The sequence below is a fragment of the Bradyrhizobium sp. Cp5.3 genome (assembly GCF_000426265.1).
GTDB classification, from domain to species: Bacteria; Pseudomonadota; Alphaproteobacteria; order Rhizobiales; family Xanthobacteraceae; genus Bradyrhizobium; species Bradyrhizobium neotropicale.
Genome location: NZ_AUFA01000002.1, coordinates 444983 through 457116 on the forward strand (window position 1 = coordinate 444983; position 12134 = coordinate 457116).

At 66.0% G+C, this 12134-nt stretch carries 11 protein-coding genes; all 11 read left to right on the forward strand.

What is annotated here, in order from left to right:
* Positions 1–113: 113 nt before the first annotated feature.
* The 11 genes from K289_RS51405 (at position 114) to K289_RS0105090 (ending at position 12114) form a co-directional block, all read left to right on the forward strand.
* Positions 114–269, forward strand: a complete 156-nt coding sequence (locus K289_RS51405) for a hypothetical protein (RefSeq protein ID WP_198024657.1) — start codon at positions 114–116, stop codon at positions 267–269.
* 246 nt (positions 270–515) lie between these two features.
* Positions 516–1190 carry a response regulator transcription factor gene (locus tag K289_RS0105045; protein ID WP_027550495.1) on the forward strand — a complete coding sequence of 225 codons (675 nt, stop codon included), beginning with the start codon at positions 516–518 and terminating at the stop codon, positions 1188–1190.
* A 107-nt stretch (positions 1191–1297) separates the two neighbouring features.
* Positions 1298–2674: a sensor histidine kinase gene (locus tag K289_RS0105050; RefSeq protein WP_027550496.1), complete on the forward strand. Its 1377-nt coding sequence runs from the start codon at positions 1298–1300 to the stop codon at positions 2672–2674.
* 158 nt (positions 2675–2832) lie between these two features.
* Entirely contained in the window at positions 2833–4233 is a 1401-nt protein-coding gene (locus tag K289_RS0105055; RefSeq protein ID WP_027550497.1) for a hypothetical protein, read from the forward strand.
* Between the two features lie 99 nt (positions 4234–4332).
* Positions 4333–4602 (forward strand): hypothetical protein, encoded by a 270-nt coding sequence (locus K289_RS0105060; protein WP_027550498.1) that lies wholly within the window; start codon positions 4333–4335, stop codon positions 4600–4602.
* A 131-nt stretch (positions 4603–4733) separates the two neighbouring features.
* Positions 4734–5855: a c-type cytochrome biogenesis protein CcmI gene (gene ccmI / locus K289_RS0105065; RefSeq protein WP_027550499.1), complete on the forward strand. Its 1122-nt coding sequence runs from the start codon at positions 4734–4736 to the stop codon at positions 5853–5855.
* Between the two features lie 37 nt (positions 5856–5892).
* Positions 5893–6402, forward strand: a complete 510-nt coding sequence (gene ccmE, locus K289_RS0105070; RefSeq protein ID WP_027550500.1) for a cytochrome c maturation protein CcmE — start codon at positions 5893–5895, stop codon at positions 6400–6402.
* Entirely contained in the window at positions 6399–8381 is a 1983-nt protein-coding gene (locus K289_RS0105075) for a heme lyase CcmF/NrfE family subunit (protein ID WP_027550501.1), read from the forward strand. Before ccmE ends, K289_RS0105075 begins: the two co-directional genes overlap by 4 nt.
* Positions 8382–8386: 5 nt before the next feature.
* Complete coding sequence (locus K289_RS0105080) at positions 8387–8869, forward strand: cytochrome c-type biogenesis protein (protein WP_027550502.1); 483 nt, start codon at positions 8387–8389, stop codon at positions 8867–8869.
* Positions 8870–8974: 105 nt separating this feature from the next.
* Entirely contained in the window at positions 8975–10318 is a 1344-nt protein-coding gene (locus K289_RS0105085; RefSeq protein ID WP_027550503.1) for a methyl-accepting chemotaxis protein, read from the forward strand.
* A gap of 221 nt (positions 10319–10539) precedes the next feature.
* Positions 10540–12114 (forward strand): Do family serine endopeptidase, encoded by a 1575-nt coding sequence (locus tag K289_RS0105090; protein WP_027550504.1) that lies wholly within the window; start codon positions 10540–10542, stop codon positions 12112–12114.
* The last annotated feature ends 20 nt before the right edge of the window (positions 12115–12134 follow it).

A 12134-nucleotide genomic window follows, 5' to 3' on the forward strand; every position in this document is an offset into this window, starting at 1 on the left:
CGGGCGAGGGCAGTCCGCCCGGAACATCGTTTACGATCGGGCGTTGCCCCAGAGACTCAAGGCCGCGAGGAGATCGCGGCAATCGGACGTGCCAGCCAGAGATCGAGGTCACCATGGCAACCACGCGAGACCAACATCAGATCATCGAAACCCCGACCGAGGCGCGCCAAGGCGAGCCTGGCCCGTCCGTGGCGGCATTGCTCGCCATCTCGACCGGGCTGGCGATCCTGATCCTCGCCGTCATCTGGTTCGTGTTCTTCCGGACCTGAAGGACCGCGATCGACAGGAGGTTCTGACCTTCCGACTCGCCGCGTAACGCGGCACATTGCGCCCGCCAAGCCAACGGCTCGTCCGCTGGCCTGGCGGGCGCAGTCGCGTCAAGGCGTGAAAATCGTTTATGACGAAAAAGTAACGTTTCCCGGTTCCCGGCGTTCATATTCAGTTCACGCCGGAATTGATCATCTTGGCGCGGATCTTCTGCCGTCGATCCCGTCGAACCATTGCTGGAGAGAAGCGTGCGCCTGCTCGTTGTTGAGGACGACCCCGATCTCAATCGCCAGCTTACCAAGGCGCTGAGCGACGCCGGCTATGTCGTCGATCGCGCCTTCGACGGCGAGGAGGGACACTATCTCGGCGACAACGAGCCCTATGACGCCGTGGTGCTCGACATCGGTCTGCCGAAGAAGGACGGCATCTCGGTGCTGGAGGCCTGGCGCCGCAATGGCCGAACCATGCCGGTGCTGATCCTCACCGCGCGCGACCGCTGGAGCGACAAGGTCCAGGGCTTCGACGCCGGCGCCGACGACTATGTCGCAAAGCCCTTCCATCTCGAGGAGGTTCTGGCCCGCATTCGCGCGCTGCTGCGCCGCTCGACCGGCCACGCCCAGAGCGAGCTCAGCTGCGGTCCCGTCACGCTGGATACGAGAACCGGCCGCGTCAGCGTGTCGGGCAATCCCGTGAAGATGACCTCGCACGAATATCGGCTGCTGGCCTACCTCATGCACCATTCCGGTCGCGTGGTCTCCCGCACCGAGCTCGTCGAGCACCTCTACGACCAGGACTTTGACCGCGACTCCAATACGATCGAGGTCTTCGTCGGCCGCATCCGCAAGAAGCTCGACGTCGACATCATCCAGACCGTCCGCGGCTTGGGCTATCTCCTGACCCCGCCGGCAGCCAACGGCAGCTGAAGCCTGGGGCTCGCAACATCCGAGGCTTGACCGGGCGGCGGAACGAGGCTCTTGCTCGGCCATGACCCCTGACGACTCGCCGTCCTGCGCCTCCCGGGACCATTCCGATGGCCGCTAGCTCGCTTGCGAACCGCCTGTTCCTGTCGGCGACCGCGTGGCTCGTGGTGATCCTGGCGATCACCGGCGTCGTGCTGTCCTCGGTCTACAAGAACGCCACCGAGCGCGCCTTCGACCGCCGCCTGAATCTCTATCTCCGCACGCTCATCGCCGAGGTCGCCACCCCCGACGAGCCGCCGGACCGCCAGTTCCAGTCGCTCGGCGAGCCCCTGTTCGAGCTGCCGCTGTCCGGCTGGTACTGGCAGATCACGCGCACCGATACCGAGAAGCCGGAGGTGCGCTCGTCACGCTCGCTGTGGGACAAGAAGCTGCCGAAGCTGGAAGAGCAGGGCGCCGAGCTCACCGCTGCCGGCATCCGGCTCGCCTATGTCGACGGGCCCGAGGGCCAGAATTTGCGGATGGTCGAGCGGCCGGTCGATCTGGGCGCGGACGGCAAATATCTGGTCAGCGTCGCGGGCGATGCGACCGAGATCTTCGACGAGACACGCAGCTTCGATTACTACCTCGGCGGGACCTTCACCGCGCTCGGCATCGTGCTGCTGCTGACCACGGTGTTCCAGGTCCGCTTCGGTCTTGCACCGCTAAAGCGGATATCAGAGGCGATCGCCGACATTCGCTCCGGGCGTGCGGAGCGGCTCGAAGGCGAGTTTCCGGTCGAGATCGCGCCGCTGGCGCGTGAGACCAATGCACTGATCGATGCCAATCGCGAGATCGTCGAACGCGCGCGCACTCATGTCGGCAATCTCGCGCATGCGATCAAGACGCCGCTCTCGGTCATCGTCAACGAGGCCGGCGTGCACGCAGCCGAGCCGTTCGCGGCCAAGGTCATGGAGCAGGCCGATGTGATGCGCGACCAGGTCGCCCATCATCTGGAGCGCGCGCGCATCGCGGCCAGGGTCTCGGTCGTCGCCACCGTGACCGACGTCGCGCCCGCCGTCGAGGCGTTGCGGCGGACCATGGAGAAGATCCATCGCGACCGCGGCATCATCGTCGAGGCCAAGGCCGAGCCATCCGCGAAATTTCGCGGCGAGCGCCAGGACCTGGAGGAGATGGTTGGCAATCTCGTCGACAATGCCTGCAAATGGGCAGCCTCCCGGGTCTTCATCGAGGTCCTGGTGGAGACGCCACACCAGTCCGGCGCGGGCCCGCGTCTCCGCATCCTCGTCGATGACGACGGTCGCGGCCTGTCCGAGACCGAGCGCGCCCAGGTCTCGCGGCGCGGCCAGCGGCTCGACGAATCCAAGCCGGGATCGGGGCTGGGTCTGTCGATCGTGGTCGATCTGGCCGGGCTTTACGGCGGCTCTCTCTCCCTCGGCAGCGCACCGATCGGCGGTTTGCGGGCGGAGCTGGTGCTCCCCGGCATTTAGTGCTTGTCCTATCATGCTTTTTCGTCTCGGCGGGGGCCGGCCTGGAGAAAGACGGGACGTCCTACCCAACTTCCTAAACGGCTTCTTAAGGCGCGACCTCCTATGATCGCGCTCGGACGCATCCCACGTCCGCCATTTTACCGTGCATTACCGGGCGTATGAGCCAGACATCGATCGAGCGGCTGAGAGAGTATCTCGCGCAGCTCCCGCCGCAGTCGCAGGCGCTGCTGATGCGGGAGTTCGAGCGTGCGCTGGAGCGCGGCCAGGATACGGCGGTCGCCACCCTCGTGCTCGAGCAGCTGCGCAAGATCGTGCGCAAGACGGAGGCCGACGAGGCCGCGCCCGCCCGTACTGACGACCTGTCGCGGCTCCTGTTCCAGCCGCTGGAACCGTTCCTCGTGGAGGCCGGCGCGCCGATCCGGGTCGGGCAGATCCGCCGTTCCTCGCTGCACCCGATCTGGCAGTGGCTCGGCCGCGACGGCGCCCCGGCCAAGCTGAATGAATTCGAGGCGACGCTGGCGCGCCTGCCGACCGACAATGCAGGCCAGGTCGAAGCTCTCGCGCTGAAGCTGCAGGCGGCGGCCTCCGACGCCATCGCCGAACTGATCGGGCCCGGCGGCGGCGACAAGTCGCGCGCGCTCGCCCGTGTCGGCGCGCCCAGCGTGATCGAGGATCTCTATTCGATCGGCGCGGTGCTCACCGTCCGCGAGGCCATGGTAACGCTGAACGAAAAACTGCCGCGCTTCCTGCGCGCGTTCGGCGAATCCCAGATCGCCTCGGTGACGGCGGCACTCAACATCCCCGTGCTGCAGACGCCTCAGATGCTGCCCTTCGCGCTGTCGATGGTGATCCAGCGGATGACCGCGCCCTGGCAGATCATTCGCCTCGCAATCAAGATTGCCGCCTCCGACGACGAGATCCGCGTCGCGGCCACGCCGTATGGCGTGGCCGTCACCATCGCGCTGCACGACCTGTCGTGCCTTGCCGCCATCCTGCGCATGGACATCAAGCGCGGGCGTTTCGACACCGTCGCCGACAACCTGAAGGCGCTGCACGACGGCGTGCGCGGCTTGCGCACCGAGCTCGACCTACGCAACGATTCCGCCTGGGGCAAGCAGTTGACCTCGATCCGTGCGGATATCTCCAACGCGCTGCAATCGGAGATCGACAGCGTTCCCGGCCGCGTCCGCCGCATCCTGCGCCAGCGTGCCGAGAAGGACATTCCCCCGGGCGCGCGGGTCGACAGCACCGAGGTGGAGGAGGCGGCCGCGTTGATCGATTTCGTCGCCACCTGCCGCAACTATGCCAGCGAGCTCGCGATCAACGAGGTGACGCTGCGCACGTTCTCCGACCTCCAGCAATATGTCGAGCGGTCGACGGAATCGCTGGTGCAGTCGCTGCGCGCCGCCGACCACAAGGTCCGCACCTACCGGCAGCAGCAGGTTCAGGCCGCGATCCGCTTCTGCGAGGTTCTGTTCGGCGACGACTATGCGTCGCTGATGAGCCGGGCCGCGGAAAACGCGCTGACCGGCGAGCGCAAATCGTCGCGCGCGAGCTGATTTAGGCGCATATTTTTGCAATCACAATTTGTGGTTGACGCTGCCGGTGGCGGGCCGTACGGTTTCGTGCACATTTTGGGAATTTCTATTTGTGGGCGCATGAAACCGATTATCAGCTTTGTTGAACTCGAGAATCGCGTGATCTCGGCGACCTATCGGAGATTAATGGTCAGGGCGAAGGTGGTGCTGGTCGAGAAGGCGAGCGGCCTGCAACTGCCGGATCCGGTCACGACGATTGCATCCCCGGTTCCCGTCGGCGCGTTGCGCATCAGGCTGCCCGACACCATCAAGCCGGGAACATACTTTCTGAAGGCCCTTAACGGGCACGGCGAGGACGCCGCCCAGAGCGCAGAGTTCGAAATCGGCTAAGTTGTTGGATTTTCACTGTTTCGGGACTGCGGCCGGTCGCGCCAAATTGACAATTGTCAATTGCCGCATGCTCCAGCCGTGGTGTAAAGCCACCGATGGGCGCGGATTGCGCGCTGCCGGAAGCTTGCCTGATGACACTATGGTTCGTGTTCGCGCTGATGACGGTCGCGGCGATTTTCGCCGTGCTCTGGCCGCTCGGCCGTGGCAGTCGCGCTGAGCGGCAAGACACTGAAAATCAAGGCAGCGAGGTCGCGGTCTACAAGGACCAACTCGTCGAGATCGAGCGTGACCTTGCGACCGGACTGATCGCGGCTCCGGAGGCGGAGGCCGCGCGTGTCGAGATCAGCCGCAGGCTGCTGGCGGCTGCCGGCAGCGAGCCTGCGGCGGCACCGAAATCGAGCGTCAAATGGCGCCGCGCGGCGGCCGTGCTTGCCCTCGTTGGCCTGCCGCTGGTTGCGATCGCGGTCTACATCCCGCTTGGTTCGCCGGCGCTTCGCGACTTTCCGCTGGCGCAGCGGGACCGCGCGCCCGGAATGGCGCAATCGCTCGAGAACCTCGTCGTGCAGGTCGAGCAGCATCTGGAAAAGAATCCGACCGACGGTCGCGGCTGGAACGTGCTCGCGCCGGTGCTGGAGCGGCTCGGCCGCTACGACGATGCGGTGCGCGCCTATCGCAACGCGCTCACCTACAATGGCGAGAGCGCGGAGCGCCGGTCGGATCTCGGCGAAGCGCTCTCGGCCGCTGCCGGCGGCGTCGTGACCGCTGAGGCCAAGACCGAATTCGAACGCGCGCATGGCCTGAACGCCGACGATCCCAAGGCGAACTACTTCCTCGGGCTCGCCGCCGAGCAGGACGGCCGCAAGGACGATGCGGCGAATATCTGGCGGGCGCTGCTTGTGAAGGCGCCGGCGGATGCGCCGTGGCGGTCCCTGGTGCAATCCTCGCTGGCGCGGGTCGGCGGCGGCAGCGCCGTGCCGGCGCTGTCGGACGAGACGATGGCGGCCGCGAAGGACATGAGCGAGGGCGATCGCAGCGCGATGATCCGCGGCATGGTCGAGCGCCTGGCCACCCGCCTCAAGCAGAACGGCGACGATGTCGACGGCTGGCTGCGCCTGGTCCGTGCCTATCTCGTGATGGGCGATCGCGACAAGGCGATGGGCGCCTCGACCGACGCCCGCCAGGCTGTGGCCAATGACGCCGAGCGGCTGCGCCAGCTCAACGAAGGCCTGAAGAATCTCGGGCTCGACGGATGATGATTGCGGGACGGGACGAGCGGAGAAGAGACACGCCATGACGCGCAAGCAGCGACGTATGACCATCATCGGCGGTTCGCTCGCCGTGCTCGCGCTCGCCGCCGCGCTCGTGCTGAATGCCTTGCGGGACTCCATCGTGTTCTTCTCGACCCCGAGCATGGTCGCGGAGAAGCACCTCGCACCCGGCAAGCGGTTTCGCCTTGGCGGGCTGGTGCAACCCGGCTCGCTTCAGCGCGGCGACAATCTCGCGGTGACCTTCGAGGTCGCCGACGGCAGCGCCAAGCTTCCGGTCGCCTACAAGGGCATCCTGCCGGATCTGTTCCGCGAAGGGCAGGGCGTCGTCGCCGAAGGCGCGCTCGATGCCAACGGCGTGTTCAAGGCCGACACGGTGCTCGCCAAGCACGATGAGACCTACATGCCCAAGGACGTCGCCGATGCCCTGAAGAAGCAGGGCCACTGGAAGGACGATTACGGCGCCAAAGCTTCTGATGGTGTCAAGCCTGCGGCGACGACCGCGCAGGGCAATTCGCAGGGAGCGGTGCGGTGATCGCGGAATCCGGACACTATGCGCTGGTGCTGGCACTTGGCCTCGCGCTGATCCAGTCCTTCGTGCCGCTGATTGGTGCGCGCCTGCGCGATCCCGCCCTGATGAATGTCGCGCGCTCCACCGCGCTTGCGCAACTTCTGTTCGTCGGCGCTTCGTTCGCGGCGCTCGTCATGTTGCACGTGAGCTCGGATTTCTCCGTCGCCAACGTCTACGAGAATTCGCACTCCATGAAACCGCTGATCTACAAGATCACCGGCGTGTGGGGAAACCATGAAGGCTCGATGCTGCTCTGGGTATCGATCCTGGCGCTGTTCGGCGGCCTGGTCGCGATCTTCGGCGACAATCTGCCGCTGTCGCTGCGCGCGCATGTGCTGGCCGTGCAGGCCTGGATCGCCAGCGCCTTCTACCTCTTCATCCTGATGACCTCGAACCCGTTCCTGCGCATCGCCAATCCGCCGATCGAGGGACGCGATCTCAACCCGGTGCTGCAGGACATCGGCCTCGCGGTGCATCCGCCGATGCTTTATCTCGGCTATGTCGGATTCTCGATCTCGTTCTCCTTCGCGATCGCGGCGCTGATCGAGGGCCGGATCGACGCGGCCTGGGCACGCTGGGTGCGGCCCTGGACGCTGGTGGCCTGGATATTCCTGACGCTCGGCATCGCCATGGGCTCCTACTGGGCCTATTACGAGCTCGGCTGGGGCGGCTGGTGGTTCTGGGATCCGGTCGAGAACGCCTCGCTGATGCCGTGGCTCGCCGGCACGGCGCTGCTGCACTCGGCGCTGGTGATGGAAAAGCGCAACGCGCTGAAGGTCTGGACCATCCTGTTGTCGATCCTGACCTTCTCGCTGTCGCTGCTCGGCACCTTCCTGGTGCGCTCGGGCGTCATCACCTCGGTCCACGCCTTCGCCAACGATCCCACGCGCGGCGTGTTCATTCTGCTGATCCTCTGCCTCTTCATCGGCGGCAGCCTGTCGCTGTTCGCGGGGCGCGCCACCTCGTTGAAGCAGGGGGGCCTGTTCGCGCCGATCTCGCGTGAGGGGGCGCTGGTCCTCAACAATTTGCTGCTCACGGTGGCCTGCGCGGTCGTACTGTTCGGCACGCTCTATCCGCTGGCAATGGAAGTGCTGGCCGATTTCAAGATGTCGGTCGGCGCGCCCTTCTACAATCTCAGCTTCGTTCCGCTGTTCGCGCTGTTGCTGCTCGCCGTGCCGTTCGGGCCGATGCTGGCGTGGAAGCGGGGCGATCTGCTCGGCGTTACCCAGCGTCTGCTCGCGGCCGGCGCCGCCGGACTCGTCGCCGTCGCCATCGCGTGGGGCTGGGCGCGCGGCGGCAGTGCGCTCGCGCCGCTGGCGATCGGGCTTGGCATCTTCGTGATCGCCGGCGCGGTCACGGACCTCGCCGAACGGACCGGCCTGTTCCGCCTGCCGTTCGCGACGACGCTGCACCGGGCACGCGGCCTGCCGCGCTCGGCCTGGGGCACCGCGTTCGCGCATGCCGGCCTCGGCGTCGCGCTGCTCGGGATCGTCTGCGAGACCACCTGGAACAGCGAATACATCGCGACGATGAAGCAGAACGACGTCGCGCATCTCGCCGGCTACGATCTGAAGCTCGACGGGCTGTTTCAGCGTCAGGGGCCGAACTTCCGCGAGATGATCGCCGAGTTCAACGTCAGCCGCGACGGCGAGACCCTCAGCGTGATGACGCCGTCAAAGCGCAGCTTCACCACCCGCGGCTCCTCGACCACTGAGGCCGCGCTGCTGACCCGCGGCGCGAGCCAGCTCTACATCTCGCTCGGTGACGTCACTGCCGAGGGCGCCGTCGCGGTGCGCATCTATCACAAGCCCTTCGTGCTGCTGATCTGGTGGGGACCGGTGCTGATGGCGTTTGGCGGCATGCTGTCGCTGTCCGACCGTCGCCTGCGCGTCGGTGCGCCGAAGCCGGCGCGGGCGAAGCAAAGCCTGCAGCCGGCGGAGTGATCGTCATGCGTCGGATGTTTGTCGCGCTGATTGCGCTCGCGCTGCTGGGGGTGCCGGCTGCCCGCGCAGTACAGCCCGACGAGATCATGGCCGATCCGGCGAAGGAGGCGCGCGCGCGCGAGTTGTCGCGGGAGCTGCGCTGCATGGTCTGCCAGAACCAGTCGATCGACGATTCCGATGCGCCGCTGGCGCGCGACCTGCGGCTGCTCGTGCGCGAGAGGATCGCGGCCGGCGACAGCAATTCGCAGGTGCTCGACTTCCTGGTCGCGCGTTACGGCGAATTCGTGCTGCTCAAGCCGCGCTTCGAGCGACAAACCTTGCTGCTCTGGCTGCTCGCACCGGTTCTGCTCGGCGGTGGCGGTCTGGCCCTGTGGCTGCAAATTCGGCGGCGCTCGCGGAGTGGTGCAGATGTACCAATGCCGCCGCTCACGCCCGACGAAAAGGCGCGCCTTGCCGCCTTGATGTCGGACGATGCGACGTCGCGCTAGCTACGCAATGATACGTAGGCTGCGCAAGGTAGCGCGTTTCATGTTCTGTTGACCTTTGTCTGGAAGCTTGTCGCGAGATTCGATTCCAGACGTAGAGTCCTTCCGATGTTCGCCAACAGCAACCTGACGATCCGTTTCCTGGTTGGAGCCGTCGTCGCGGCATTATTGTTCTTGCTGGGTATCGGCGGAGGCACCGGATTTGTCGCGGTGCTCTATCTCAACAACGAGATCACCAGCCTTTCGTCCGATTTCGCCGCGCTGAGCGGCCCCTCGCGGGACCACGCGATGCAGATCTATCAGCAGGCGCAGACCGCGTTCTCCTATTTCCTGGTCGCCTGCGGCGCGATCGCGGTCATCGCCTTCGCGATCTGTCTTTCGACCTGGTTTGCCGTGCGCAACGGCATTCTGCGCCCGCTGGCGGCGATCGTGCATGCCATGCGCGAGGTCGCCGACCAGAAGTTCGACACGCCCGTTCCGGGATTGGGCGGCTCGAACGAGATCGGCCTTTTGGCCGGGGCGCTGGAGGTCTTCAAGACCAACGGCATCGAGCGGCGCCGGCTCACCGAGCGGCAGTTACAGGAGGCGCAGCACCAGGCCGAGCGGTCGACATATCTCGACGCCCGGATCAAGAGCTTCAACGGGCTCGTCGCCAGCGTCGTCGACAGCGTGGCGTCCTCGGCCGTGCAACTGAAGCGCAATGCCGAGACTTTGTCGCGCGCGGCCAACGACACCAGTAGCAAGGCCAACGCGGTGGCGAGCGCCGCGAGCCAGGCCAGCGCCAGCGTCCAGACGGTTGCGGGCTCCGCCGAGGAAATGACCAATTCGATCGGCACGATCAGCCGCCGTGTCACGGATGCAACCCAGCGCGCCGAGGGTGCGGCAGCGCAGGCCGAGAAGAGCCGCGATACGATCCATACGTTGACGGACGCCGCCGACAAGATCGGCGAGGTCGTGCAACTCGTGCAGGCGATCGCGTCGCAGACCAACCTCCTTGCGCTCAATGCGACGATCGAGGCTGCGCGGGCAGGGGAGGCCGGCAAAGGCTTCGCGGTGGTCGCCTCCGAGGTGAAGAGCCTCGCACACCAGACCAGCAAGGCGACGGAGGAGATCACCTCTCATGTCGCCAGCATCCAGGGCATCACCGCCGAGACGCGCGGCGCGATCGACGGCATTTCGAGGACGCTGTCGGATATCTCGTCGATCATGTCCGGCATTGAGGTCGACACCGCCCAGCAGCGCAACGCCACGCAGGACATCACGCGCAACGCGCAGGATGCGGCTCACGGGACGCTCGACGTCTCCAATCACATCGTCCAGATCACCTCGACCTCGGCGGAGACCGGGCGCATGGCCGCGGAGGCCCGCGATTCCGCTGTCGACTTGTCGCAGCAGGCGGAAACCTTGAAGCGCGAAGTCGACGAATTCATCGTCAGCGTCAGGGCGGGCTAAAGTGGTGGAACAGGCCACCTACGCGCCGATTTCAAGAACCCGACTAAGTTCCTGTGGAAGCTGGCTTTTTTCCTGCGTTAATCTGCCGCATCCGCACGGCCCTTCATTACGAAAGTTTAACCCCGCCGCCAGCGCACGGTAAGGCGGAAGATCCCATCTTCAGGACCGTAGGATGCCACCCTCAGGCATCACAAGGATTTCAAGGCCCTGGAGAGCTCTGCATGAACGACCGTCCCGATCTTTCGAACCTTCCATCCTACCGGCAGCCGCGCCGGTCGGTCTTCTCGGCCCGCAAAATCGCGCTGATGGCTTCGGTCGTCGCCGGTCTCGGCGTCGCCGTCTATGGCTTCAGTCCGACGCACTCGCCGGCCGACCTGTTCTCCAGCCCGGCGCATGCGCAGGTCAATAACGAGGTCCGGAAGGTCGAACGTCCGGTCGGTTTCGCCGACATCGTCGAGCGCGTGAAGCCCTCGGTGATCTCGGTGAAGGTCAACATCAAGGAGAAGACCGCGAGCAACGATGACGGCGACGATTCCACGCCGTTCCAGCCCGGCTCGCCGATGGAGCGCTTCTTCCGCCGCTTCGGCGGTCCGGATGGCTTCCCCGGCCTGAAGGGTGGTCGTGGCCGCGTCGTCCAGGGCCAGGGCTCCGGTTTCTTCATCTCGGCTGACGGCTTTGCCGTGACCAACAACCACGTGGTCGACGGCGCCGACAAGGTCGAGGTCACGACCGACGACGGCAAGACCTATACCGCCAAGGTGATCGGCACCGACCAGCGCACCGACCTCGCTTTGATCAAGGTCGAGGGCGGCTCCAACTTCGCGTTCGCCAAGCTTGCCGACGGCAAGCCGCGGATCGGCGACTGGGTGCTCGCGGTCGGCAATCCCTTCGGCCTCGGCGGCACCGTCACCGCGGGCATCGTCTCGGCGAGCGGCCGCGACATCGGCAACGGCCCCTATGACGACTTCATCCAGATCGACGCGCCCGTGAACAAGGGCAATTCCGGCGGTCCGGCCTTCAACACCGATGGCGAGGTGATGGGCGTCAACACCGCGATCTACTCGCCCTCCGGCGGCAGCGTCGGCATCGCTTTCTCGATTCCGGCCAACACCGTGAAGAGCGTGGTCGCCCAGCTCAAGGACAAGGGCTCGGTCAGCCGCGGCTGGATCGGTGTGCAGATCCAGCCCGTGACGTCCGACATCGCCGACAGCCTCGGCATGAAGAAGGCCGAAGGCGCGCTGGTGGCGGAGCCGCAGGCCAACGGTCCGGCTGCGAAGGCCGGCATCGAGTCCGGTGACGTGATCACTGCGGTCAACGGCGAATCCGTCAAGGACGCGCGCGAGCTCGCCCGCACCATCGGCGGCATGGCGCCGGGCGCGACCGTGAAGCTCAACGTGCTGCACAAGGGCCAGGACAAGGTCGTGAACCTCACCCTCGGTCAGCTGCCGAACACGGTCGAGGCGAAGGCCGACACCGACAAGGACAGCGGCAAGGGTGCGAGCCGCGGCACCGACGTGCCCAAGCTCGGCATGACCGTTGCGCCCGCCGACTCCGTGGCCGGTGCCGGCAAGGAAGGCGTTGTGGTCACTGAAGTCGATCCGAAGAGCGCCGCGGCCGAACGCGGCTTCAAGGAAGGCGACGTGATTCTCGAAGTCGGCGGCAAGAGCGTGAGCACTGCCGGCGACGTCCGCGAAGCGATCAACGCGGCGCGGACCGACAACAAGAACAGCGTCCTGATGCGCGTGAAGAGCGGCGGCCAGTCGCGCTTCGTCGCGGTGCCCCTCGCCAAGGGCTAACCCCAGGAGGCTTACGAAAT

What these genes read in the sequence shown, in the direction of transcription:
- K289_RS51405 (WP_198024657.1), top strand. Translation starts at nt 114, where the DNA reads ATGGCAACCACGCGAGACCAACATCAGATCATCGAAACCCCGACCGAG.
- K289_RS0105050 (WP_027550496.1), top strand. Translation starts at nt 1,298, where the DNA reads ATGGCCGCTAGCTCGCTTGCGAACCGCCTGTTCCTGTCGGCGACCGCG.
- K289_RS0105055 (WP_027550497.1), top strand. Translation starts at nt 2,833, where the DNA reads ATGAGCCAGACATCGATCGAGCGGCTGAGAGAGTATCTCGCGCAGCTC.
- K289_RS0105060 (WP_027550498.1), top strand. Translation starts at nt 4,333, where the DNA reads ATGAAACCGATTATCAGCTTTGTTGAACTCGAGAATCGCGTGATCTCG.
- ccmI (WP_027550499.1), top strand. Translation starts at nt 4,734, where the DNA reads ATGACACTATGGTTCGTGTTCGCGCTGATGACGGTCGCGGCGATTTTC.
- ccmE (WP_027550500.1), top strand. Translation starts at nt 5,893, where the DNA reads ATGACGCGCAAGCAGCGACGTATGACCATCATCGGCGGTTCGCTCGCC.
- K289_RS0105080 (WP_027550502.1), top strand. Translation starts at nt 8,387, where the DNA reads ATGCGTCGGATGTTTGTCGCGCTGATTGCGCTCGCGCTGCTGGGGGTG.
- K289_RS0105085 (WP_027550503.1), top strand. Translation starts at nt 8,975, where the DNA reads ATGTTCGCCAACAGCAACCTGACGATCCGTTTCCTGGTTGGAGCCGTC.
- K289_RS0105090 (WP_027550504.1), top strand. Translation starts at nt 10,540, where the DNA reads ATGAACGACCGTCCCGATCTTTCGAACCTTCCATCCTACCGGCAGCCG.